This window comes from Mesorhizobium sp. WSM4836, assembly GCF_055811815.1.
Genome location: NZ_JBVVQF010000020.1, coordinates 86,634 through 109,070, shown reverse-complemented (window position 1 = coordinate 109,070; position 22,437 = coordinate 86,634). Strand labels below are relative to the sequence as shown.

General features: G+C 61.3%; 22 protein-coding genes. 11 read left to right on the top strand and 11 right to left on the bottom strand.

What is annotated here, in order from left to right; genetic code table 11:
- Positions 1-36: 36 nt before the first annotated feature.
- Together AC0L2P_RS22545 and AC0L2P_RS22540 are read right to left on the bottom strand one after the other, a co-directional pair.
- A complete protein-coding gene (locus AC0L2P_RS22545) occupies positions 37-477 on the bottom strand; it encodes a DUF2231 domain-containing protein (RefSeq protein ID WP_473504141.1) in 441 nt (146 codons plus the stop codon).
- 123 nt (positions 478-600) lie between these two features.
- On the bottom strand, positions 601-957 hold the full coding sequence (locus AC0L2P_RS22540) for an SPW repeat protein (RefSeq protein ID WP_473504139.1): 357 nt from the start codon (positions 955-957) through the stop codon (positions 601-603).
- Between the two features lie 23 nt (positions 958-980).
- Between AC0L2P_RS22540 and AC0L2P_RS22535 the strand changes: the two genes are divergently transcribed.
- The 4 genes from AC0L2P_RS22535 to AC0L2P_RS22520 all read left to right on the top strand — a co-directional run bounded on the left by AC0L2P_RS22535 (position 981) and on the right by AC0L2P_RS22520 (position 5,319).
- A complete protein-coding gene (locus AC0L2P_RS22535) occupies positions 981-1,304 on the top strand; it encodes a hypothetical protein (protein WP_473504137.1) in 324 nt (107 codons plus the stop codon).
- A gap of 149 nt (positions 1,305-1,453) precedes the next feature.
- Positions 1,454-2,548: a glycosyltransferase family 4 protein gene (locus AC0L2P_RS22530; RefSeq protein WP_473504135.1), complete on the top strand. Its 1,095-nt coding sequence runs from the start codon at positions 1,454-1,456 to the stop codon at positions 2,546-2,548.
- A gap of 390 nt (positions 2,549-2,938) precedes the next feature.
- Entirely contained in the window at positions 2,939-4,006 is a 1,068-nt protein-coding gene (locus AC0L2P_RS22525) for an aldo/keto reductase (protein WP_473504133.1), read from the top strand.
- A gap of 47 nt (positions 4,007-4,053) precedes the next feature.
- The gene (locus AC0L2P_RS22520) at positions 4,054-5,319 is read left to right on the top strand and encodes a cysteine desulfurase-like protein (RefSeq protein WP_473504131.1); all 1,266 of its coding nucleotides are present in this window, start codon (positions 4,054-4,056) and stop codon (positions 5,317-5,319) included.
- 18 nt (positions 5,320-5,337) lie between these two features.
- Here AC0L2P_RS22520 and AC0L2P_RS22515 read toward each other — a convergent pair whose 3' ends face one another.
- The 5 genes from AC0L2P_RS22515 to AC0L2P_RS22495 are packed head-to-tail and all read right to left on the bottom strand — an operon-like array spanning position 5,338 to position 10,837.
- Positions 5,338-6,369, bottom strand: coding sequence for a histone deacetylase family protein (locus AC0L2P_RS22515; RefSeq protein WP_473504129.1), 1,032 nt, complete (start codon positions 6,367-6,369; stop codon positions 5,338-5,340).
- Entirely contained in the window at positions 6,366-6,878 is a 513-nt protein-coding gene (locus AC0L2P_RS22510) for a GNAT family N-acetyltransferase (protein ID WP_473504127.1), read from the bottom strand. The genes AC0L2P_RS22515 and AC0L2P_RS22510 overlap by 4 nt, the downstream gene beginning before the upstream one ends.
- A gap of 9 nt (positions 6,879-6,887) precedes the next feature.
- Entirely contained in the window at positions 6,888-7,817 is a 930-nt protein-coding gene (gene kce, locus AC0L2P_RS22505; protein WP_473504125.1) for a 3,5-dioxohexanoate:acetyl-CoA acetone transferase, read from the bottom strand.
- Between the two features lie 10 nt (positions 7,818-7,827).
- Positions 7,828-9,195, bottom strand: a complete 1,368-nt coding sequence (locus AC0L2P_RS22500; RefSeq protein WP_473504124.1) for an aminotransferase family protein — start codon at positions 9,193-9,195, stop codon at positions 7,828-7,830.
- Position 9,196: 1 nt separating this feature from the next.
- On the bottom strand, positions 9,197-10,837 hold the full coding sequence (locus AC0L2P_RS22495; RefSeq protein WP_473504122.1) for a N,N-dimethylformamidase beta subunit family domain-containing protein: 1,641 nt from the start codon (positions 10,835-10,837) through the stop codon (positions 9,197-9,199).
- Between the two features lie 155 nt (positions 10,838-10,992).
- Between AC0L2P_RS22495 and AC0L2P_RS22490 the strand changes: the two genes are divergently transcribed.
- The 5 genes from AC0L2P_RS22490 to AC0L2P_RS22470 all read left to right on the top strand — a co-directional run bounded on the left by AC0L2P_RS22490 (position 10,993) and on the right by AC0L2P_RS22470 (position 13,752).
- The gene (locus AC0L2P_RS22490) at positions 10,993-11,241 is read left to right on the top strand and encodes a ParB N-terminal domain-containing protein (RefSeq protein WP_352492428.1); all 249 of its coding nucleotides are present in this window, start codon (positions 10,993-10,995) and stop codon (positions 11,239-11,241) included.
- Between the two features lie 122 nt (positions 11,242-11,363).
- Positions 11,364-11,849: an SRPBCC family protein gene (locus AC0L2P_RS22485; RefSeq protein ID WP_473504120.1), complete on the top strand. Its 486-nt coding sequence runs from the start codon at positions 11,364-11,366 to the stop codon at positions 11,847-11,849.
- 24 nt (positions 11,850-11,873) lie between these two features.
- On the top strand, positions 11,874-12,830 hold the full coding sequence (locus AC0L2P_RS22480; protein WP_473504118.1) for an alpha/beta fold hydrolase: 957 nt from the start codon (positions 11,874-11,876) through the stop codon (positions 12,828-12,830).
- A 199-nt stretch (positions 12,831-13,029) separates the two neighbouring features.
- Positions 13,030-13,428, top strand: a complete 399-nt coding sequence (locus AC0L2P_RS22475; RefSeq protein WP_473504116.1) for a GFA family protein — start codon at positions 13,030-13,032, stop codon at positions 13,426-13,428.
- Between the two features lie 111 nt (positions 13,429-13,539).
- On the top strand, positions 13,540-13,752 hold the full coding sequence (locus tag AC0L2P_RS22470; RefSeq protein ID WP_473504114.1) for a hypothetical protein: 213 nt from the start codon (positions 13,540-13,542) through the stop codon (positions 13,750-13,752).
- A gap of 115 nt (positions 13,753-13,867) precedes the next feature.
- On the opposite strand, the gene AC0L2P_RS22465 is transcribed toward AC0L2P_RS22470, so the two are convergent.
- Positions 13,868-14,782: a hypothetical protein gene (locus AC0L2P_RS22465; RefSeq protein WP_473504112.1), complete on the bottom strand. Its 915-nt coding sequence runs from the start codon at positions 14,780-14,782 to the stop codon at positions 13,868-13,870.
- A 259-nt stretch (positions 14,783-15,041) separates the two neighbouring features.
- Here AC0L2P_RS22465 and AC0L2P_RS22460 point away from each other — a divergent pair, with 259 nt between their 5' ends.
- Positions 15,042-16,061 carry a glycoside hydrolase family 25 protein gene (locus AC0L2P_RS22460; protein WP_473504111.1) on the top strand — a complete coding sequence of 340 codons (1,020 nt, stop codon included), beginning with the start codon at positions 15,042-15,044 and terminating at the stop codon, positions 16,059-16,061.
- 174 nt (positions 16,062-16,235) lie between these two features.
- Entirely contained in the window at positions 16,236-16,778 is a 543-nt protein-coding gene (locus AC0L2P_RS22455; RefSeq protein ID WP_473504109.1) for a DUF2314 domain-containing protein, read from the top strand.
- A 54-nt stretch (positions 16,779-16,832) separates the two neighbouring features.
- On the opposite strand, the gene AC0L2P_RS22450 is transcribed toward AC0L2P_RS22455, so the two are convergent.
- The 3 genes from AC0L2P_RS22450 to AC0L2P_RS22440 all read right to left on the bottom strand — a co-directional run bounded on the left by AC0L2P_RS22450 (position 16,833) and on the right by AC0L2P_RS22440 (position 22,311).
- Positions 16,833-17,852, bottom strand: a complete 1,020-nt coding sequence (locus AC0L2P_RS22450) for an ATP-dependent nuclease (protein ID WP_473504107.1) — start codon at positions 17,850-17,852, stop codon at positions 16,833-16,835.
- Between the two features lie 285 nt (positions 17,853-18,137).
- Positions 18,138-18,470, bottom strand: a complete 333-nt coding sequence (locus tag AC0L2P_RS22445) for an AAA family ATPase (RefSeq protein ID WP_473504187.1) — start codon at positions 18,468-18,470, stop codon at positions 18,138-18,140.
- A gap of 76 nt (positions 18,471-18,546) precedes the next feature.
- On the bottom strand, positions 18,547-22,311 hold the full coding sequence (locus AC0L2P_RS22440) for a vitamin B12-dependent ribonucleotide reductase (RefSeq protein WP_473504105.1): 3,765 nt from the start codon (positions 22,309-22,311) through the stop codon (positions 18,547-18,549).
- Positions 22,312-22,437: the final 126 nt, after the last annotated feature.

The following is a 22,437-nucleotide window of genomic DNA, read 5'->3' as shown; positions in this document are numbered from 1 at the left end:
TGCGCCCGGCCGGTCTGATCGAACTTGCTACGCGCATCAGTCCGCCACTCCGACATGATGCCGGTACACCATGGACCAGCCCAGCCAACCAGTGAAGATGAGGATGAGCACGACAACCGCCGAGAGGATCAAGCCGGTGGGGACGATGGAGGTCCATGCATCACGGGTGTGCACCAGCATGTTGATAATGGACAACGCCAGCGCCAGCAGATTGCCGAGCAGGTGCGGCCAGGCGGGGGGCTGTGCCCTTATCAGCGGATTAGCCAGGAAATCGATCAGCCCCGCGATCGCTGCAAGGCTACTCATGATCACGCCCACGGTAACCAGCCAAGCAGCCCACATCATTTCCGCTGTTCGCCAGTAGGCCAGATCCGTCAGCAGGGTGCCGACGAAGCAGGCGATCGGAAACGGCACGAGCATCGGATGAATAGGATGTCCCGCAATCCTTGCCGTCGAACGCGGATTGTCACCGACCATGATGCGCCATCCTTTTCGTCCCAAAAAAACCGTCTACCCGGCCTCCGGCGGCTGTTGCCGAGAGGCCGGCAGACGACTGATCGATTCGTCAGGCCCAAAAAGGGCGCTGGCTGGCTGCGCCTGTTACGCGGCGGACTGGGTCGGCGGGTTCTGATACATCATCCAGAGCTCGATCGCCGCCAGCACGGCGACCAGAATGCCGATCACGACATGCACGGTCATCGCCGTGGTCGCCTGGAATCCAAGCACCCAGGGCGATACGAGAACCCACAGTCCGACGACCAGGTTCACCCACTCTTCCCACACGGCAAATGCTGCGAGGGCGGCAACCGAAAGCACGACGATCAAGATTCCGCTGCCGAGGGCGTTCTGCGTCTGCGGGCCTGCCGCAAAGCCGAAGATCCAGGGAGAGAAGAACAGAATTGCCCCAAGGATCAGGTTGGCAACGTCACAGAGCCTGGCGTTTGTCCACTGGTTCATGGCATCCTCCATAGGGAGCGTTTATGGCTCCCGAGTTCGGCAAGGTGGTGCCTGAGTTCGGCGCGATACGCCCGAAGCCGCTCACCCCGTGTCACGGCAGTGCCCTTGCCCGGCCGGAGTTGCGCATCTGGCGAACTCCAGTCAAATCCGGCTATCTAACTGAATTCCGGGCTTTATGTTCCGTTGGGCACCCCGCACGCCCGGATCAATTGGTGGTGATCGAGCAAATTGAAAGCCGCCTGGTCAGGGGCGGCGGGGCAGTGGCGGGTAGCTCATTCCGTCTTTTTATCGAGCCGGTGAAACATTTCTCAGGGATCGCAGTTCTTGGATCCAGAGGAAATGAATAAGGGCAACCTGATTTCGCGAGAGGAGCACGGACGGCACAACTATAAATACGCTCTGCATAGAATACTTCGCAACCGGAAGCTCTCATTTGTCTTGGTTGCTGCCGAAGCTTGTTTGAAAGACGGCGGTTGCCGCCGAAAAGATTTTGATAATGAAGATAGCCCAGATCGCGCCGCTAACCGAATCCGTGCCGCCCCGAACCTACGGCGGAACCGAGCGAATTGTTTCGTATCTGACCGAAGAACTTGTCCGACAGGGCCACGAGGTGACGCTGTTCGCCAGCGGCGATTCTCGTACCTCAGCCGAATTGGTGCCGTGTTGCGACGTCGCGTTGCGTCTGAACCCCAGGGTTCACGACGGTGTTCCCCACCATGTCATGATGCTTGAACGGGTGCGCCGGCGAGCCGATGAATTCGACGTTTTGCATTTCCACGTGGACATTCTGCACTTCCCCATAATTCGGGATTTTGCAACGCGAACGGTTACCACGCTTCACGGCAGGCTCGACCTGCCCGATCTGGCGCAGCTTTATGCGATGTTCGACGACGTTCCCCTGGTCTCGATTTCCTTCGACCAGCGCCGGCCCATGCCGCCCGTGAACTGGGTTGGAACCGTGCATCACGGCCTGCCCCGCGATCTTTTGCCATTCCACCCGAACCCCTCTGGCTATCTCGCGTTTCTCGGTCGTATCTCGCCGGAAAAGGGGCCGGAACCGGCCATGGAAATAGCAGCGCGGGCCGGGGTTCCGCTGAAGATCGCCGCCAAGATCGACAAGGTGGACCAGTCGTTCTGGAAGGAAAGGGTCGAGCCGCAAGTGCTGCGGCATTCGAACGTGGAGTTCATTGGCGAGATCGATGAGCGGCAAAAGGCGGACTTTCTGGGCAATGCGAAAGCGCTTTTGTTCCCAATCGACTGGCCGGAGCCCTTCGGGCTCGTAACGATCGAAGCAATGGCCTGCGGTACGCCCGTGGTTGCGTTCCGGCGTGGCGCCGTCCCGGAGATCATCGATGACGGTGTGTCCGGATGGGTCGTGGATACGGTGGAGGAAGCTGTGGGCGCGCTCCGGTGTTTGGACAGCCTCGATCGCGCACGAGTGCGGCAGACGTTCGAAAGGCGGTTCACGGTCGAGCGCATGTGCAGCGATTATGTGGCACTCTACCGGGCGCTCACGAGCGGCAGAGCAGACGGAGTTGACCCCACAAACGAGCTCTCCAGAAACGTCGCGATGGTGGCCGCGCCGGGCTAGGGGCCCGACAATCCACATGCAGACCACAATGGTCGCGGCCTCCAGCATAGGCGGATCATGACGTTGTGCAGTGCAGCATTCCGATGGTAGCCATGCTGCCCCGATCTTTTTTGAAATAATTCGGCTGGTCCGGCGAAACTTCTCCGGCATTTCGACCGTACGGATCAATGCCGACCTGGCCGGCTTTTCCTCGCCATTCCTGGCGAACTTCCGGACTGTATGAAAATGCAGTCCGGCTTTTTTGTTACCTGCAGGGATAAACCCGTTCGCCGGGTCCTGGGAAAGTCGCATGGCCTGCAGTCGGCGGGCTTGGAAGCGGGCGGCGCTTTCCTGTATGCTATTGCTTCCTCCTCGCGCAGCCGCGCAAAAAAATCCCGCCGGAGAAACTCCATGCACAAACGCCGCCTCGGCCAGACCGATCTTTTCGTGTCGCAGATTTGCCTCGGCTCTATGACCTGGGGCCAGCAGAACACCGAGACGGACGGTCACGCCCAGATGGATCTGGCGTTTGCTCGCGGCGTCAATTTCATCGACACCGCCGAACTCTATCCGATCCCGCCCAAGGCGGAGACACAAGGCCGAACCGAGACAATCATTGGCAATTGGATGAAGGAGAAGCGCAATCGCGACCAGGTGATCGTCGCCTCGAAGGTGGTTGGTCGCACCGCCAACACCTGGTTTCGCGGCGACCGACCGTCTAAGCTGGTGCGCGCCGATATCTTCGACGCTATTGATAAGTCACTCGCCAGGCTCAACACCGATTACATCGATCTCTATCAGATCCATTGGCCGGAACGGGACGTGCCGTGGGGCGCCAATCCGAACCGCATCGGCGCCGTACAGCGACGGTCCGATGCCGCCGGCGTGCCGGAAGGCGAGACGCCGATCGCCGAGACGCTTGCCGTATTCGATGAACTGGTGCGGGCCGGCAAGATCCGCCATTTCGGCCTGTCGAACGAGAATTCCTGGGGCGTCATGCGTTTCATTGCCGAAGCCGACAAGGGCCTCGGCCCGCGCGTCGCCTCGTTGCAGAACGCTTATAATTTCGTCAATCGCACCTTCGAGGTGAACCTTGCCGAAGTCTGCGAGCGCGAGCGGGTGTCGCTGCTTGCCTATTCGCCGCTGGCGCAAGGCTATTTGACCGGCAAATACGATTATGGCGCGCGGCCGCAGGGCTCGCGCTCGCAATTGTTCAACCGCGGCCAGCGCTATGAAACGCCGAATGCTGCCGAGGTGCAGCTCGAATACAACCGGTTGGCGCGCACCTTCGGCATGGAGCCGGCGCTGTTTGCCAATGCCTATGTCTCGAACCGGCCCCTGGTCACCTCGAACATCATCGGCGCCACTACCATTTCGCAACTCGAAATGGCGCTCTCTTCCGCCGACGTGGTCTGGACCGAGGACATGCAGAAAGCCGTCGACGCGATCCACCAGCGCGTCGGCAATCCGTGCCCTTGATGCTTCGGGACATGGTTGTCCGATAGTCATAAGGGGAGGCAACAGCCATGGACTTCCGGATCGACGCGGTGCGCGCAAAATTTCCGGCCTTGTCGCTGAGCGACAATGGCCGCAGGCGCATCTATCTCGACAATCCTGCCGGCACGCAAGTGCCGCAGGCGGTGGCGGACGCGGTGTCACGCAGCCTGCTGACCACCAATGCCAATCTCGGCGGCTTCTTCGAAACCACCATTGCAGCACAAAACATTGTCGACGAGGCCCATCTGGCGATGGCGGATTTCCTTGGCGCGGCAAGTCCGCGGGAAATAATCATCGGCGCGAACATGACGACATTGACCTACCACATGTCGCGAACGCTTGGCCGTACGATGAAGCCAGGCGACGAGATCATCCTCACCCGCATGGACCATGAGGGCAACATCTCGCCCTGGCTGCAACTGGCTGAAGATCTTGGCCTTGTCGTGCGCTGGCTGCCTTTCGACCAGCAGAGCTGGCAGATCGAGGTGGCGGCTCTTGCCGCGCTGCTTTCCGAGAGGACGCGGCTCGTTGCGCTCAACTATGCCAGCAATCTCACCGGCTCGATCAACCGGGTGAAGGCGTTGACCGGCATCGCCAAGCAGGCTGGTGCGCTGGTCTACGTCGATGCCGTCCAGTTCGCGCCGCATGGCTTGATTGACGTTCAAAACCTTGGCTGCGATTTTCTGATTTGCTCGGCCTACAAGTTCTTCGGCCCGCATATGGGGATCTTGTGGGGCAGGCCGGACGTCGTCGATGCGTTGCAGCCGTACAAATGCCGCTGCTCGTCCAATGCCCTGCCGGAGCGCTTCGAACTCGGCACGCCGCAAATTGAATTGATGGCTGGCCTGTCGGCGGCTGTCGATCATTTTGCCGAGTTGGGCGCGGCAGCCGGCGCGCAAGGGTCGCGCCGCCAGAAAATCGCCAAGGCCTTCGAAGTTTCAATCGCTTACGAGAACCCGCTGGCGCAACAGTTGATCGACGGTCTGTCGGATATTGCCGGCTTGACCATCCACGGCATCACCGATCCGAAGCGGATCGATGAGCGCGTGCCGACCGTGTCCTTCACCGTCCAAGGCATCGTGCCGGAGACGATCGTGCGGCAGATGAATGCGGAAAACATCTTCCTATGGTCCGGCCACAACTACGCCTGGGAGATCGTGCACCAGCTCGGCATTCCGGCCGAGCAGGGCGTCGTGCGCATCGGCATCGCTCATTACAACACTTCAGCCGAGATCGACCAGACGCTGGAGAGTGTGCACCGCGTTATCGCCATGCTGCGGCAGGAACGATCCTGAGCACGCCTCGCGGGCGGATCATCGCTTGTGGGCGCCGCCAAAACCGGTGAGGAAGGCGTTGAGATTGTCGCCGAGCTCGTCGCAGAGATACCCGCCTTCATGGACGATGACCGTCGGCAGGCCGAGCTCGGCGACCGCCTCGCCAATGCGCGAAAAGCCGGCTGTGCTCACCGACAGCCCGCCGAACGGATCGCCCTCGAAGGCGTCGAGGCCGAGCGCCACCACCAGTGCTTCTGGCGCAAAGGCGCGGATACGCCGGAAAGCCACATCCAGTGCTTCGAGGAATGCGGCGTCGCCGGATTTGCGCGCTAGCGGCAGGTTGAGATTGTAGCCGAGGCCGGGCCCTTCGCCGCGCTCGTCGGCATGGCCCCAGAAAAACGGATAGAAACGCACCGGGTCGGCATGCAGCGACACTGTGAGCACGTCCGGCCGGGCATAGAAGATGCCCTGCGTGCCATTGCCGTGATGCAGGTCGACGTCGAGGATCGCCACCCGCGCCGCTTGCCTTCGCAGAACCTGTGCGGCGACCGCCGAATTGTTGATGAAGCAGAAGCCGCCGGCGACATCGGCAAAGGCGTGATGGCCGGGCGGCCGGCACAGCGCGTAAGCGGCCGGCGCTCCCGACATAACCGCCTCGGCGGTTTCAACCGCGCTCCAGGCGCTCCAAAGCGCGCTCTGCCACGTCTGGCCGGAGATCGGGCAGGCGGTGTCCGCCATGTGGTAGCCGGCCTGGCCGACCGCCGAGGCCGGATAGGAGCCGTTCCGGGCGATCGGATGGATGTTGGGGATGACTTCGGCCGAGGCGCCCTCGATGCGCTGCCAGCGTGCGAAGATATGTTGGAGGAAATCGAGATATTCGGGCGTATGCACCGCCGCAATCGGGCCGAGCCCGTGATCCCGCGGCCGTTCGATCGTGCAGCCGGCAGCCTTTGCGCCGGCTAACAATCGCTCGACCCGTTCCGGTTTTTCCGGATTGGGCTGCGGCGCGCCGCTTGAGAGGAACGCCTTCGGGTCGTGGCGTCTCTGTTCTTCGGCATAGAAGGTTTTCATGTTGGCTCCTCCGGTGCATCGGCAAAGGCGAAAAAGGCCTCGCCGACGATCTTTTGCACTTGCTCGTAGCTCGACCAGGCAATGCCGAGCCGTTCGTAAAAAGCCTTGGCGGTCTCGTTGTCGGTGTCGACGGATAGCCTGAGATAGACGCCGCCTGCCTTACGGCACTGCGCTGCGACCCGGCGCAACAGGCGCTCGCCGATCCTGCGGCCGCGAAACCGGTCCCCGACATAGAGGTCCTGCACATAGACGCCGGGCCGGCCCATCCATGTCGAGAAGATCGGAAAATACAGGCAAAGCCCGGCAAATTCGCCATCGACTTCGGCGATCAAGGTCGAGAAGGCAGGCTTTTCGCTAAAGCCATAGGTGCGGAGATCCTGAGCTGTCGAGGTGATCTCCTGATGTGCGCCGACATGCGCGCCGAGCCGAAGGAGTGCGGCGTGGATGGTCTCGACGTCCTCGACGGTGCCAGACCGGATGACAATATCTTTTGACGGCGGATTGGTCACGGCCGCATCTCAGAACGCCACCCGGTCGCCGCCCTTGAGCGCCAGCATGGCGCGTGCCTCGGCCGGCGTCGCGACGTCTAGCGACAGCCCGTCCAGCATGCTGCGGATACGGCGGACCTGGTCGGCATTGGACTTGGCCAATTGGCGCCCGTCGTAGAGGCTGTCCTCCAGCCCGACGCGGACATTGCCACCCATCGCCGCGGCAATCGAGATCATCGGCATCTGGTGGCGTCCGGCGGCCAGCACCGAAAACTGGTAGCTGTCGCCGAACAATTTGTCGGCGATGCGCTTCATGTGGATCAGGTTTTCGGGATCGGCGCCGATGCCACCGAGGATGCCGAACACGAACTGGATGAACAGCGGTCCCGACACCAGCCCGCGGTCGCGGAAGTGCGCCAGCGAGTAGAGGTGGCCGACATCGTAGCACTCGAATTCGAAGCGCGTGCCGCATCCGCGCCCAAGCTTTTCGAGCACCCTCTCCATGTCGGCAAAGGTGTTCTTGAAGATCGTGTCGCGGGTCGCTTCGAGCAGTTTCGGCTCCCATTCGTGCTGCCACTCCCGCGGCCGCTCGAGCATCGGGAACAGCGCGAAATTCATCGAACCCATATTGAGCGAACACATTTCCGGCGCGGCCCTGAGCGGCGCGGCCAGCCGCTGGTCGAGCGTCATCAGCGAGGAGCCGCCGGTGGTGATGTTGATCACCGCATCGGTCGCCTGCTTGATGCGCGGCAGGAATTGCATGAACACCTCGGGGTCGGCGGTCGGCCGCCCGTCCTTAGGGTCGCGGGCGTGAAGATGCAGGATCGAGGCACCGGCCTCGGCGGCGGCGATCGCGTCGGCGGCGATCTGGTCCGGCGTCACTGGCAGATGCTGCGACATCGACGGCGTGTGCACCGACCCGGTGACGGCGCAGGTGATGATGACTTTTCGCGGCGCCATGGTTTTCCTCTCAGCTTTCGACCGGCAGATCGAGCTCGCCGGCCAGCACTTCGAGCGAGTCGCCGATGATGGATATGATCTCGCCGATCTGCGCGGCGGTGACGATCATCGGCGGCGCGACCATGAAATTGTCGCCGTCGACGCCGCCCTTGACCTTGCGTCCATAGATGATCAGGCCGCGCTCATAGGCGAGGTCGAGCAGCCGCTGGGTGGCCTTCTTTGCCGGCTCGATCGGCCTCAGCGTGTCGGGATCGGCGACCATTTCGGCACCGGTGAGCAGGCCCTTGCCGCGGACGTCGGCGATGAACGGAAACCGCTTCGCCAATCGCTTAAGCTGGTCCATTAAAAGCTCGCCCATGTCGGCCGCATTGGCGATCAGGCCGAGACGGTCCATCTCGCCGAGCACGGCGAGCCCGGCGGCGCAGGCGAGCGGATTGCCGGCATAGGTATGGCCGTGCTGAAAGCCCCCGGAAGCGAGCAACGGCTGCACAAGCCGCATCGGAGCCGCCAGCGCGCCAAGCGGCGCGTAGCCGGAGCCCAGCCCTTTCGACAGCGCGACGAGATCCGGCTTGCAGTTCCAGTGGTCGCCGCCGAGAAATTTTCCGGTGCGGCCGGCACCGCTCATCACTTCGTCATGGATGAGCAGGATGCCGTAGCGATCGCAGATCTCGCGGATGCGCGGATAATAGCTGTCCGGCGCCACAAGTGCTGCCGTGGCAGCGCCGCCGACCGGCTCCATGATGAAGGCGAGCACGCTTCGCGGTCCCTCGGCGAGGATCTTTTCCTCCAGCATGTCGGCGTAGCGGATTCCGCGCTGTTCCATCGAAAGATTGTCGCGGTCGCGCCAGGCGATGGGCGCCGGCACCGTCGGCATGACCTGCATCATCGGCGCAAAACTTTCGGCCAGCGCGTCGTCACCGGTGACGGCGAGCGCGCCAAGCGTGCCGCCATGGTAGGAAGGAAAGCGCGTGATCACCTTCCAGCGGCTGGGCTGGCCGGTGGCGACCGCCCATTGCCGCGCCAGCTTGATGCAGGATTCCGTAGCTTCCGAGCCGCCGGAGACAAAGAAGATGCGGTCCAGGCCCTCGGGGAGTTTGGCGGCCAATTCGCCCGCGAGCTCCTCCGCCGGCTCATTCTCGAAATGCAGCCGATAGGCGAAGGTGGCGCGGTCCATCTGCCGCTTCATCGCGTCGAGCACGTTGCGGTTGGAATGGCCGATATTGGCGACCATTGGCCCGCTCGATCCGTCGATGAAGCGGCGGCCGTCCTGCGTCCACATGTAGATGCCTTCGGCGCGGTCGATCAACGGCCGGCGCAGGCTGGACAGATAAAACAGATGCGAGGCTTCGCGGGCTTCCGGGGCAGGGGACTTCAGCATGTCATGGCTTTCCGAGATAGCGGTCGAGGACATTTCGGGTGACGCACTCGATCATCGCATCCTGCCTTAGCAGGCCGGCGACCCATTCGCAGCTTCCGGCGTGAAACACCTCGCCCTTGCCGCGCGGGAAATTGACGATCATGCCGTTGCCGCGTTTGACCTTGTCGAGATTGGCGTCGCTTGCCTCGCCGAACAGCGTTTCGGCGGTGAAGCGACCATCCTCGTCGCCGAGGAACTGGTCCTCGAACGCAATATCGGCGCTTTCCTCGACCTGGGCAGCCATGCCGACCGCGAGCACCTGCAGGCCGTCCGGTGCGCCGCTGTCCGGCGTGGGGTAAGGCAGGCCGCCGCGGATCTCGAAATCGAGCCCGTCGACCTCGTAACCATAGACATGGCTGTCGGCGCCGAGCAGGTCGCCATAGTAGATGCCGGTACCGGCAAAGGCCCAATGCTCCGGCCGGTAGACGGGAAAGCCGCGCACGCCGCGCGGCGCGCAGCCGCCCCAGCCGGCATAGACGCCTCGCGTCGCGTTGAGCCCGAACGTCGATGCACCCGGCCGGCCGATTTCCGGCGCTTCCCAGGAGTTGGTTGCGCGCCTTATGTCGCCGCCGCAATAGGCCGGGTCCTCGGCGCGGGCGCGGTATTTGTAGCAGACCTGCCGGCGGCCTTCGTCCTCCAGCCTGGTCTGCCACATGAAATTGCCGGCAAAGCGCGCCGCATGACCGCCGCGCTCGACATAGGTGTCGACCGCGTCGCGCATTTCCCAGGTCCAGTATTCGTCGTGGCCGACGAAGACGACGCAGTCATAGCCGTCGAGGACGTCGGGCGCAAAATGCAGATCGTGCTGGCTGGCGAGATCGACGGCATAGCCGGCACGCTCGGCGAAGCGGAAGAAATGGCTGTCATAGCTTGCCCAGCCTGACGAGGCGTATTTCTTGGAATGGCCGGTGGCAAAGGCCCATTCCATATGCGGATAGCGCGGCACGGTTTTCGGCGGCACCGCGATTTCCAGCGGCACGCGCGGCGCGTCCTTGGGTAGCACGACGAAGCCGCGGCACCACGGCCGCTGGGTCGACACCATTCGTGCATACTGGTCGCGGCCTGGCCCGGTGATGCCCTCGTAGTGGTTGGAACCGCCCCATGTATTGTAGGCGAGCCAGGTGCCGGTGGCGGCCACCTGCAGCACGCGGCCGGGTTTCTTGCCGGGCCGCGGCGCGACAATGAAAAGATGGTGGCAGCGGATCGCATTACCGTCCCGGCCATCTGCCGTCAGCGTCACGCGATAGGCGCCGGACGGCCAATCGTCGCCGATGCGGACTTCAAAGGAGGCTTCCCAGCCGCAGCCCTCGACCGAACATTGATCCGGCGTATCCTGCCAGCGCGCCGCAATCCCGGTCTTTTCGACCAGTATCGTTTCCGCACCGCCGTCGCGGACGATCGCGATGCCGAAACTGGTGGCCGTCGAGCTGACATGCAGCGCCACCATCTCGCCGGGACAGTAGGAAAAACGGTCGCTGTAGCACCAGATTTCGCCGCGCCCGCCATCCATCCCCGGCCATTCCCAGTAATGGCTGCGTACTGCCTGGCGTCGCTGCTCCGGCGTCAGTCCGAAATCGGGAAACTCGGTCGGCAGATGGCTCATGGACACCGCTGAGGTCGAAGGCCGCCATTTCGGCCATCCGCCCACCGACCGTCAATTGGAAACGATCGGGCCAGCGACTGCCGGGCTGCTCCCTTGGCCTTGCCGGCCAAACAGACTATCTCACAAAGGGCGGCGTTGTCCGCACGGGAGCCGACATGCTGAGAGTGCAAAAGGTCAGGGTCGACGACATCTACGTGCCGACCGCGCGCAAGAAGACGCTGCATCCCGAAACCGTCCGCCATCTGGCCGAGGACATTCTGGAAAACGGCATGAAGATGCCGATCCAGGTGCGCCATGATGGCAAGCGCCACATCCTGGTCGAAGGGCTGCATCGGCTGGAAGCGGCCAAGTGGCTCGGCGAGACCGAGATCGACGCCTATCTGGTGCAAGCCAAGCGTCACTGACGCCACTCAGTTCCCCGTTCGAATCTCCCGTCCCGCGGATTTTTTCTCACGGACCGTGTCGGCTTGCGTCTTGTTGGTTCGTCCTAGACACGAAAGCCAAAACCGACATGTGAGGAAACGCCATGACCACCAAGCTCGACATCGAACCCAACTCCGACCGCGAGCTGGTTCTCGCCCGCATCATCGATGCGCCGCGTGAGAACGTCTATCGCTGCTGGACCGAGCCGAAGCTGTTGACGCAATGGTTCGCGCCGAAGCCGTGGACGACGCCGCGCGCGGAGATGGATGTTCGCGCCGGTGGCTCAACCCTTGTCGTCATGGCCGATCCCGACGGCAAGGAGTTCCCGAATCCAGGCATCTTCCTCGAAGTCATACCGGGCAAAAAGCTCGTCTTCACCGATGCCTATACCAAGGCGTGGGAGCCGTCCGAAAAGCCGTTCATGACGGTCGTGCTGACCTTCGAGGACGAGGGCACGGGCAAGACCCGCTACACCGCCCGGGTTGCGCATTGGTCGGTCGCCGACCGCGAACAGCACGAGAGAATGGGTTTTCACGACGGCTGGGGCCAGTGCGCCGAACAGCTCGAGGAGGTCGCGAAGCGACTTTGATGCAGACGGGAGAGGGAGACTGACATGTCCAGATCGATATTCTTCGCCATTTTCGCCTCGGCCGCCGCGCTGTTTGCCGCGCCGGGCACCATCAACGCAGAGGAGGCCAAGCCTGCCATGACGACCGCAACCGCAACACTGCCGACGCCGGACAAATCCGGCCTGCTGCCGATCAACGGCCTGAACTATTATTACGCCGTCTATGGTAAGGGCGAGCCGCTGCTTCTGCTGCATGGCGGTCTCGGCACCACCGACATGTTCGCGCCGATCCTGCCGAAACTTGCCGAAAACCGCACCGTCATTGGGGTCGACCTGCAGGGCCATGGCCGCACCGCGCTGGGTGACCGGCCGCTCAGCCTGGAAGCGATAGGCGACGACATGGCGGCGATCGTCAAGGCGCTCGGCTACGACAAGGTCGACGTCATGGGTTATTCGCTGGGTGGCGGCGTCGCCTTCCGCATGGCCGTCCAGCATCCCGAGGCGGTGCGCCGGCTCGTCCTGGTCTCGACCGGCTACGCAGCGGATGGTTTCTATGCCGAGATGCGCGGCCAGCAGGCACAGGTCGGCGCGGCGATGGCCGACATGATGAAGGACACGCCGATGTACAAATCCTACGTCGCGGTCGCGCCGCATCCGAAGGATTTTCCGAAACTGCTCGAACAGCTCGGCGCCTATATGCGCAAGGATTACGACTATTCCGCCGATGTGCCGAAGCTGAAAATGCCGGTGATGCTGGTGTTCGGCGACAGCGACATGTACCGGCCCGAGCACGAGATCAAGTTCTATCAGATGCTTGGCGGCGGATTGAAGGACGCCGGCTGGATGCGCGAGAACCTGTCGCAGAACCGTCTGGCGATCCTGCCGAACCGCACCCACTACGATGTGTTCTTCGCGCCCGAACTGACAGCTGCCGCGCTGCCGTTCCTCAATGGCGAGACCAAGGTCAAGACCTGGGATGAGGTCGTCAACGAAACGAACTGACATTCGGACAACTGTCTCCCGGCCATCTCCCGCGAGATGGCCGGTTTTCGCCCATGAGGCCTTGGGCCCGGCGCGTCGAGCCAATCGTGTATCGGCCGGATCACAGGAACCGATGGCGCCCCTATCAAAGCTTTTCAATTGACGCTGCCATGCCCGTCGCTACGGTTCGCCGATCTTCTCCAAATGACGGATCAGAGCAATGGCTGGATATCAGGGCGGGTGTTTGTGCGGGGCAGTGCGTTACCGCGCCGAGGCGGCACCGATCAATGAGCGCGTCTGCCATTGCCGGTTATGCCAGAAGGCGCTGGGTGGCGCCTTCAACGCGCGCGTGCTGTTCCGCATCGATGATGTGATGGTCGACGGACCGCTGGCGATGGCGAATTCGTCGCCGGATCTCAAGCGCGGCTTTTGTCCGCGATGCGGCACGACGATGTTTTCCCGACGCGATTCCGCCGGCATTGTCGGCGTCACTACCGGCTCGCTCGATGATCCCAGCGTGTTCAGGCCTGAGATGCATATCTGGACCGCCTCGAAACAGCCCTGGGTGCAGCTCGACGACGGCCTGCCGCAATATGAAGGCGCGCCACCGCCCAACTGAGATGGACAAAATTTAATCCGAAGCGACACGAGATAGCCGGCAAAGCGTCATTGGTGGGCCATCATTGCTGCCTATCTATTGCGTGCGGGCGGCAGTCGAGGAGGCGACGGAATGAACGACAGCATCAATACCCTGGACGAGCTCTTGAGTGATCCGATGATCAAGCTGGTGATGGAGCGCGACCGCGTGCAGCCGGCGGAACTTCGCACGCTGCTCGAGGAAAAGGTCCGCCGGGCGGACGACGATGTGCCGGTCAACGATCGTTTTGTACCGCCGGCCCACCTGCTGGCCACGACCTGCCACAAGCTGTGGCTATGCGGCTAAAGCGCGCCGCATTCGACCGGCCTCCTGCGACGCGCTTTAGTTTCTGTTTTGATGCATGTCTTATCGCAAAACCGCTGCACACTTTTGCGCGACATGCGTTGGGATCTTGAATCGGTCAGCCGGAATTTGCCGGCAAATAGCTGTAATGGCTGCGGAAATAAGCGAGCTTGAAGCCGAGGCGCGCATAGTGGCGATAAGCCGGCCCGTTTCGTTCGGCGTGCGGCGCCTCGATATCGGCCACGAACAGTTTTGCACCGGCCGCAAGTCCGTCGCGCACCATCGTTTCGCCGAGCATTGCATCGAGGTCGAAGCTCGGCGCCATGATGCCGGGAACCGGCGCGTCGATGCCGCTCCAGGCCATGCCGTCGGCACCGATGAACATCGAACGCACCGCCGCCACCGCGCCTTCCCGCCGCAGCATGTAATGATGCCAGCCGCGCCGGCCGGCCAGCGCCAGCAACCACGGTGAGGTCGGCAGCCGGTACTGGCTGTCGATGAACCCTGCCCATTCCCTTGCCGTTGCCGGCGTCACCCGCTCGACCGAGACATCCTTCGTCGGGAAAAGCGGCTCCGCCCGTAATGGCGTGGCGTCGCGAAAGATGCGTTCCCAGCCGCCCTGACGCTGCAGGCCGCGTGCCTCGAGCCAGCAGCTCAGCGTCGCGGGCTCGGTGTGCGGATTGGTGTAGAACCAGGGCCGCAGAACGCCGGCGTCGCGATAATGCGAAAGGAGCGCATCGAGCCGGCTCTCGGTGGCCGCGCTCTCGACGCCGAAATTCTTGACGCAGTTGAAATGGATGAACGTGATCGTCGTGCAGGTGGTCCAGACGAGATCGCCATCTTCGGCGATGGCAAGGCCTTGCATTGCGGCAAAGTCTGCCGGGGCGGCGTGATAGAGATCGAGCCATGCCTTGACCTCGGCGCGTTCGATGGCGCGGCTTAGGTCGCGGGATATCTTTTCGATCCCGATGGCAGGCGAGTGTGGCTCCGGCGGGGCTACAGGCTGCAATTCTGATAGGGCGGCGGGCTGCATGACTTCCTCCCAAGTATGACCTTACACTGTAAGATTAGCGAAGGCTAATCTCATGCCGTGAGTTGTCAAGCAGGATTGCGAGGCAGCGACATGGCCGAACGTTGGAGGGATAACGCCCTCCGTCCGGGCGAACGTCCCGATGCAAAGCCCTAACAATTCGATTCAAACTTTGTTGGTAGTTTCTTGTTAGGAATCCAGCTTGGTTTGTCCGGCGGCGCTGTCCTGCCTTCGGTCTGTTGTGTTTTGCGTACAGGTCCAGATGCGGTTATCAGGCGTCGTCATCTTTTCGATCGCAGCGCTGTGCCTTGCCGGCTGCACGTCGACCTCCGGCGTGGATGCGCTGCAAGTGCCGTCCAGCGAGACCACCAGCTCGGTCGTGCGGCCGCCCGCGCCAGTGGCATCCGTGGCGAAAACCGATGCTGCGCCAGCTTTTGCCGAACAGGAGCAGGACGAACGGCCGGTGGCTACATTGGAGCCCGACCAAAGCATCGAACCGCCGGCCGAGGTGATCGCGCTGATGTCGCCGCCGAAGCGGCTGACACGCGCCGCACCGGCAATGCTTGCCGAGCCGGTCACGCGCTATGGTTTTCGCGACGCCAAGCCGATCAATTTCGGCAAGTCCTCCTCGCCAAGGCGCCTTGCGGTCCATGGCGTCGACGTTTCGCGCTGGCAGGGCAATGTGAACTGGCAAAAGCTGCGCGCCCAGGGCGCCAACTTCGCCTACATCAAGGCGACCGACGGCGGCGATCATCTCGACCCGATGTTTACCAGGAACTGGCGCAATGCCGACGCCGCCGGCCTCAAGCGGGGCGCCTATCATTTCTTCTACTGGTGCCGCACCGCCGGCGAGCAGGCCGACTGGTTCATCCGCAACGTGCCGAGGGTCGAGGGCGCGCTGCCGCCGGTGATCGACGTCGAGTGGAACGGCGAATCCAGCTGCAAGCGCCGCCCGTCGCGGCAAAAGGTGCTGGAAAAAATGCAGGTGTTCATGGACAAGCTCGAGCGCCACTACGGCCAGCGGCCGATCATCTACACCGCGCCCGACTTCTACCGCGACAATCTCAAGGGTGCCTTCCCGGATTATCCATTCTGGCTGCGCTCCGTGGCCGCGCACCCGTCAAAGGTCTATCCCGGCCGCAAATGGCTGTTCTGGCAATATTCCGGCTCCGGCCTGTCGCACGGCGTAAGTGGCCGCATCGACCTTAACGTGTTCCATGGCGATGCCCGGGCATGGCGGGCATGGGCCGGTGGACAAACGACCGTCGCCAACGCCGACTGAAACACCTACAGGGCGACATCATTGCCGACGGCACCTCCGCGACTGCTGTTTCGCTGCATCAGGATATCGATAGCAATTTTCAGCGTTTTGCTAACAGCCCGCTCACCCTGTTCCTTAGCGGTCCTGCAATGCCGGCTTGGTAAACAGGCGCGTGATCATCGCATGGAGGGGTCAATGCGCAATCCAGTCCTGGTAATCGCGCTGGTCGCGGGCGTCGGCTACGGGTTTTATAATGGCACGGGAGTTCGGTCGAGCGACAAGCCGGTTGCAATCCCGGAGGCGGCGCCGGGGGCCTCGCCGACGGCACCGCGCCCGGTCAAGGAAAACGTCGTTGCCTATTATACTGGCGACGAGGCGATGAAAGCCGCCAAGAAGTCTGGCCGCTCGACGCTGCCGCGTTTCCACCAGCTGATCGCCGCCGGCACGCCCGGCACCTACACCGTGAAATTCCCGCTGACACAGAACGGCGCCACCGAGCACATCTGGATGCAGCTGGTCGGCTATGACGACGGTAGCTTCATCGGCCTGCTCGCCGACGTGCCGGTCAACGGCAACAAGTACAAGATGGGCGACAGGATGACGGTCGCCGAAGCCGATGTCGAGGACTGGATGGTCAGGAACGGCGGCGAAATCTACGGTGGCTACACGGTACGCCAGGCACTCGCCGACATGCCCAAGGAAAAAGCTGAAAGGTACGGGGTGACGTTCAAGGATTGAGGGGGGGGCGCCTCTTCCTTTCTCCTTGCCCATCCGACAATGGAGAAGACCATGCTAGCGCGCAGCCTGAATTCTGTTCACCAACTCAGTAATCGCCTTCTTTAAGTCGAGAGGCCATTCGTCGGTGTCGATGGCTACTGCCCTCCGAGCGAAGTCGGTTTTGTTTACTTGCTCTGGATCGAGTATCTGTTCACGCTTGTCTGCTCGAACCGAAACGCCCTTGATTTCTGCCGCTAGTAACTCAACGACATGGTCTGGAAGGTAGTTCTCTATCTCTCTACCGTCAGTTATCCAGCAGAGCCCGCCTTCTCTGCCCACTTCGTCTCTAACGCGCCCTTTCGTGGAGTTTATATTTGGTTTCTCAGGCTTCCGATCGCTGTCCATCACGACTGCGAAAGAACGGGATAGGGAAATTGCCTTTACCAAATCTGATTCGATATCCTCGAATGAATGGTGGCTTAGTATCTTTCCGCCATAAAAAACTATTGTGTAGTCTATTCCTTCTACAAGTGTGGTGTCGATTTTCTTGATCCAATGATTGATATACACTCTGTCTGATGGACCTTCGACCCAAATCGCAAACTTTGTTTGCAACAACTCACTTGGAGAATGTCCTAGGTCCCTTACAGCGCGAAACCTTTCTGCGTTAGTTTGAATAGTGCGCCCTGTAGTTTGATCGTTATCTTGCGAAATCTGTATGATGTCCGCATCGACCGAGTCTAGAACAGCCGCAGAGTGTGTCGCTATTACGAATTGGGCGTCAACGCGCTCGTTTAAGTACTTCATAATCCTCTTTTGGGCCCAAGGGTGTAGATGCAGTTCTGGTTCATCGATCAAGACTAGCTTTCCCGGAAAACCCATCGAAACCAGACCTATCATCAGCAACTGCTCAATACCAGTGCCAAGGCTTGCTAAGGGTCTCACTTCTCCATTTATCGAAACCAGAATTGTCGTCTTCTCTCTTGGGACGCTTATTTCGACAGTTTTTTTGTCCATAACGAAGCATATAAAATCGCTTATCTGTTTTAGCTGTCTTCCATAGCTTTCTAAGTTTTCATATGTGGGCCGGTCCATCTGAGAAAACCGATCTATTACCTGGCCAAAGGCCGCTGTCTCACCTGGAAAGGGTGATTTAGCGAACTGGGGAGGCTCTTGTCCGGGCTCCGTGATAAAGCGGACGTTTGGTAGGTAAGTGGTGCCGGCTAAGTTCCTATCGATCGAGAGTCGGTGTAAGAACATCGATTTATTTGAATCGACTCCGGACGACTGTCCAAAGTCTGAAAGGAAACTGTCGGCGAAATAGTTGTTATCAAAGACGGAATAAAGCTGAGAGTGTTCTGCGGGATCTGTAGTGAATCGTTATTTTCCCATTTGATAATAAAGCTCAAAACTATCCGACCCTGGGAATTGAAGAAGTCGGCTTGCGTTTGTTGCTTCAGAAAGCTTTTGCTGGGTATAGTTTTTATCTACTGTAATCGATATTCTTGAAAAGGTCTCACCGGTGGGGAAATCGTAAAGTTCGTTTAACTGCGCCTCTGCTTTATTAAATAGTATGGCTAGGAATCGCAGGACGTTGGACTTTCCAACATTGTTAGGCCCGACTACGAATGTGATCTTCTTGGAAAAAGGTAGCTCAACTGTCTCTCTTATAGATCTGAAATTTGAAAATCTAATTGGGTATGAAAAGAGCATCTTAGGCATTCAGATAGGGCACCGAAATGCCCTATCTGACCGGTTGTCCAAGGTCGTTTGTCTCCACGAGAATTCCTCAGCTACACCCGCTCGTAGCCCCGCACGTATCGCACTTCTCGCAAGTCCCGTTCCGCACCATCGTGAAGTTATGGCATTCCGAGCATTCGTTGCCGGTGTAGCCTTGCATCAGCGATTGCTGGCGCCGGTTGGCGGCAAGCGCCTTGGCTTCGGCTGCTTCTTTGGCGGCCTCGTCGGTGAACAGCTCCGTCGGGTCGGAGGCTTCCGCGTAGACGATGTCCTCGACCAGTTCCCTGGCGCGCTCCTCGTAGTCGCGCTTGTAGGCGACGGCTTCGTCGCTGGCCGGCTTCAGCGTCAGCACGTTGGAGCCGGAGAAGGCGGTCGGGGCGGTACGGGCTGGAGTTCCGGAGCCCGAGCCCGCAAAGCCCTTGGGCTCGGCACCCATGCCCGACACCAGCTTGACCGGCGAGGCACCGCGGGTCAGGCCCTTGGAGAAGGGCGTCGCCTTGCCTTCGTTGATGCCGCGCCCGAGTGCGGTCTTGTCGAAATCCGACTGGTCGACATGGGCGAGATCGTGACGGCCGAGATAGGACACGGCCAGTTCGCGGAACACATAGTCGAGGATCGACGTGGCGTTCTTGATGGCGTCGTTGCCCTGCACCATGCCGGCCGGCTCGAACTTGGTGAAGGTGAAGGCCTCGACATACTCGTCGAGCGGCACGCCATATTGCAGGCCGAGCGAGATGGCGATGGCGAAGTTGTTCATCATCGCCCGGAAGGCGGCACCTTCCTTGTGCATGTCGATGAAGATCTCACCGAGGCGGCCATCATCGAACTCGCCGGTCCTGAGATAGACCTTGTGGCCGCCGACGACCGCCTTCTGCGTATAGCCCTTGCGGCGGTTCGGCAGTTTTTCGCGGTCGCGGTAGAGACGCTCGACGACGCGCTCGACGATCTTTTCGGTCACCTGCACGGCGCGCTGAGCGGCCGGTGCCGCGATCAGCTGCTCAACGGCTTCGTCCTCGTCCTCTTCGCCGTCGGCGAGCAGGGAAGCATTGAGCGGCTGCGAGAGCTTCGAGCCGTCGCGATAGAGCGCGTTGGCCTTCAGCGCCAGCTTCCACGACAGCATGTAGGCGCCTTTGGCGTCTTCCACCGTCGCTTCGTTTGGCATGTTGATGGTCTTGGAAATGGCGCCGGAGATGAAGGGCTGCGCCGCCGCCATCATCATGATGTGGCTGTTGATCGACAGCGAACGCTTGCCGATCTTGCCGCACGGGCTGGCACAGTCGAACACCGGCAGGTGTTCGGGCTTCAGGAACGGCGCGCCTTCCAGCGTCATCGCCCCGCAGACATGGATGTTGGCGGCCTCGATGTCTTTCTTGGAAAAACCAAGCGCCGGCAGCATCTCGAACGAGAAATCGTTGAGCTGCTCGTCGGTGAAGCCGAACGTCTCCTTCACCCAGTCGGCACCCAGCGTCCACTGGTTGAAGACAAACTTGATGTCGAAGGCCGACTTCAACGCCCCGTTGAGCGCCGCGATCTTTTCGTCGGTAAAGCCTTTTGCCTTGAGCGAGCCGGGATTGATGCCCGGCGCCTGGTTGAGATTGCCGTGGCCGACGGCATAGGCCTCGATCTCGGCGATCTGACTCTCGGAATAGCCGAGTGTGCGCAGCGCTTCCGGAACGGCGCGGTTGATAATCTTGAAATAGCCGCCGCCGGCGAGCTTCTTGAATTTCACCAGCGCGAAGTCGGGCTCGATGCCGGTGGTGTCGCAATCCATCACCAGGCCGATCGTGCCGGTCGGTGCGATCACCGTTGCCTGCGCGTTGCGGTAGCCATGCTCCTCGCCAAGCTCGATGGCGCGGTCCCAGGCGGCCTTGGCATGATCGGCAAGTTCCTGCTGCCTCAGATCCGAGGCGACCAGCGGCACCGGGTTGACGGCGAGCTTCTCGTAGCCGTCCCTTTCGCCGTAAGCCGCGCGGCGGTGATTGCGCATGACGCGCAGCATGTTCTGCGCATTGCGGTCGTAGTCGGGGAAGGCGCCGAGCTCGGCGGCCATTTCGGCCGAGGTGGCATAGGCGGTGCCGGTCATGATCGCGGTGAGGGCGGCGCAGATTGCGCGGCCCTCGTCGGAATCATAGGGAATGCCCGAGGTCATCAGCAGGCCGCCGATGTTGGCGTAGCCGAGGCCGAGCGTACGGTATTCGTAGGAGAGCTTGGCGATCTCCTTCGACGGGAACTGCGCCATCATGACGGAGATTTCCAGCACCATGGTCCACAGCCGCACTGTGTGCTCGTAGGCGGCGATATCGATTGTGCCGTCGGCATTGCGGTAGGGCAGAAGGTTGATCGAGGCCAGATTGCAGGCGGTGTCGTCGAGGAACATGTATTCCGAGCACGGGTTGGACGCCCGGATCGCACCGGCCGAGGCGCAGGTGTGCCAGTCGTTCATTGTCGTGTTGAAATGCAGGCCCGGATCGGCCGACGCCCAGGCGGCATAGCCGATCTTTTCCCAGAGATCGCGCGCCTTCAGCGTCTTCAGCACCTTGCCGTCCTTGCGGGCGGTGAGATGCCAGTCGCCGTCCTGCTCGACGGCGCGCAGGAAATCGTCCTTCAGCGACACCGAATTGTTGGAGTTCTGGCCGGAAACGGTGAGATAGGCATCGGAATCCCAGTCGGTGTCGTAGGTCTTGAACGACATCGAGGTGTAGCCCTGCTTGGCGAACTGGATGACGCGGTAGACGTAGTTCTCCGGCACCGCGTCCTTCTTAGCCGCCTTGATCTCGCGCTTCAGCGCGGTGTTGACCGCCGGGTCGAAGCAATCGTCGCCATTTCCTTCGCAGTTGATACAGGCCTTCATGATCGCTTCGAGGTGCTTCTTGACGATCTTCGAGCCGGTGACCAGCGATGCGACCTTCTGCTCCTCATTGACCTTCCAGTCGATGAATTCCTCGATATCGGGATGGTCGGCGTCGACGATGACCATTTTCGCCGCGCGACGCGTCGTGCCGCCCGACTTGATGGCGCCCGCCGCGCGGTCGCCGATCTTGAGGAAGCTCATCAGCCCCGACGAGCGGCCGCCGCCCGACAGCTTTTCGCCTTCGCCACGCAGGAACGAGAAGTTGGAACCGGTGCCGGAGCCATATTTGAATAGGCGCGCCTCACGCACCCACAGGTCCATGATGCCGCCCTCGTTGACGAGGTCGTCCTGCACGCCCTGGATGAAGCAGGCATGCGGTTGCGGATGCTCATAGGAAGACTTGGACTTGGTCAGCTTGCCGGTGAACGGGTCGACATAGAAATGGCCCTGGCTCGGGCCGTCGATGCCATAGGCCCAGTGCAGGCCGGTGTTGAACCATTGCGGCGAATTCGGCGCGACGCGCTGGGTGGCCAGCATGTAGGCGAGCTCGTCGCGGAAGGCGCGCGCGTCTTGCTCTGACTTGAAGTAGCCGCCCTTCCAGCCCCAATAGGTCCAGGTGCCGGCAAGCCGGTCGAAGACCTGGCGGGCGTCGGTCTCGGAACCGTAGCGCTCGGCTTCCGGCAGCTTGGCCAATTCCGCCTCGTCGGCGACGGAGCGCCACAGGAAGGAGGGGACTTGCCTCTCCTCGACCTTCTTCAGCCGCGCGGGAACGCCCGCCTTGCGGAAATATTTCTGCGCCAGGATATCGGCGGCAACCTGGGAGAACTGCGCCGGCACATCGATGTTGTCCAAGCGGAACACCACCGAGCCATCCGGATTCTTGATCTCGGAAAGCGCCTTGCGGAATTCGATCTCCGCATAGGCAGATTGTCCTGGCTTGGTGAAACGACGCTCGATGCGCATTGGTCCGGTCCCTTTTGTCTACATATAGCGCTTTTCCCAGAGGATTTCTGCCCTCTTGACGAAACGCGCATGTCCGCCGTCTACCGGCGTTCGAAAACCCCGGCTCTCATCGTCACAGTCTCCGCC

What these genes read in the sequence shown, in the direction of transcription:
- AC0L2P_RS22455 (WP_473504109.1), top strand. Translation starts at nt 16,236, where the DNA reads ATGCGCAATCCAGTCCTGGTAATCGCGCTGGTCGCGGGCGTCGGCTAC.
- AC0L2P_RS22545 (WP_473504141.1), bottom strand. Translation starts at nt 477, where the DNA reads ATGGTCGGTGACAATCCGCGTTCGACGGCAAGGATTGCGGGACATCCT.
- AC0L2P_RS22480 (WP_473504118.1), top strand. Translation starts at nt 11,874, where the DNA reads ATGTCCAGATCGATATTCTTCGCCATTTTCGCCTCGGCCGCCGCGCTG.
- AC0L2P_RS22460 (WP_473504111.1), top strand. Translation starts at nt 15,042, where the DNA reads ATGCGGTTATCAGGCGTCGTCATCTTTTCGATCGCAGCGCTGTGCCTT.
- kce (WP_473504125.1), bottom strand. Translation starts at nt 7,817, where the DNA reads ATGGCGCCGCGAAAAGTCATCATCACCTGCGCCGTCACCGGGTCGGTG.
- AC0L2P_RS22490 (WP_352492428.1), top strand. Translation starts at nt 10,993, where the DNA reads ATGCTGAGAGTGCAAAAGGTCAGGGTCGACGACATCTACGTGCCGACC.
- AC0L2P_RS22540 (WP_473504139.1), bottom strand. Translation starts at nt 957, where the DNA reads ATGAACCAGTGGACAAACGCCAGGCTCTGTGACGTTGCCAACCTGATC.
- AC0L2P_RS22525 (WP_473504133.1), top strand. Translation starts at nt 2,939, where the DNA reads ATGCACAAACGCCGCCTCGGCCAGACCGATCTTTTCGTGTCGCAGATT.
- AC0L2P_RS22450 (WP_473504107.1), bottom strand. Translation starts at nt 17,852, where the DNA reads ATGGACCGGCCCACATATGAAAACTTAGAAAGCTATGGAAGACAGCTA.
- AC0L2P_RS22475 (WP_473504116.1), top strand. Translation starts at nt 13,030, where the DNA reads ATGGCTGGATATCAGGGCGGGTGTTTGTGCGGGGCAGTGCGTTACCGC.
- AC0L2P_RS22440 (WP_473504105.1), bottom strand. Translation starts at nt 22,311, where the DNA reads ATGCGCATCGAGCGTCGTTTCACCAAGCCAGGACAATCTGCCTATGCG.
- AC0L2P_RS22530 (WP_473504135.1), top strand. Translation starts at nt 1,454, where the DNA reads ATGAAGATAGCCCAGATCGCGCCGCTAACCGAATCCGTGCCGCCCCGA.
- AC0L2P_RS22520 (WP_473504131.1), top strand. Translation starts at nt 4,054, where the DNA reads ATGGACTTCCGGATCGACGCGGTGCGCGCAAAATTTCCGGCCTTGTCG.
- AC0L2P_RS22500 (WP_473504124.1), bottom strand. Translation starts at nt 9,195, where the DNA reads ATGCTGAAGTCCCCTGCCCCGGAAGCCCGCGAAGCCTCGCATCTGTTT.
- AC0L2P_RS22535 (WP_473504137.1), top strand. Translation starts at nt 981, where the DNA reads ATGGCTCCCGAGTTCGGCAAGGTGGTGCCTGAGTTCGGCGCGATACGC.
- AC0L2P_RS22445 (WP_473504187.1), bottom strand. Translation starts at nt 18,470, where the DNA reads ATGCTCTTTTCATACCCAATTAGATTTTCAAATTTCAGATCTATAAGA.
- AC0L2P_RS22465 (WP_473504112.1), bottom strand. Translation starts at nt 14,782, where the DNA reads ATGCAGCCCGCCGCCCTATCAGAATTGCAGCCTGTAGCCCCGCCGGAG.
- AC0L2P_RS22485 (WP_473504120.1), top strand. Translation starts at nt 11,364, where the DNA reads ATGACCACCAAGCTCGACATCGAACCCAACTCCGACCGCGAGCTGGTT.
- AC0L2P_RS22515 (WP_473504129.1), bottom strand. Translation starts at nt 6,369, where the DNA reads ATGAAAACCTTCTATGCCGAAGAACAGAGACGCCACGACCCGAAGGCG.
- AC0L2P_RS22470 (WP_473504114.1), top strand. Translation starts at nt 13,540, where the DNA reads ATGAACGACAGCATCAATACCCTGGACGAGCTCTTGAGTGATCCGATG.
- AC0L2P_RS22495 (WP_473504122.1), bottom strand. Translation starts at nt 10,837, where the DNA reads ATGAGCCATCTGCCGACCGAGTTTCCCGATTTCGGACTGACGCCGGAG.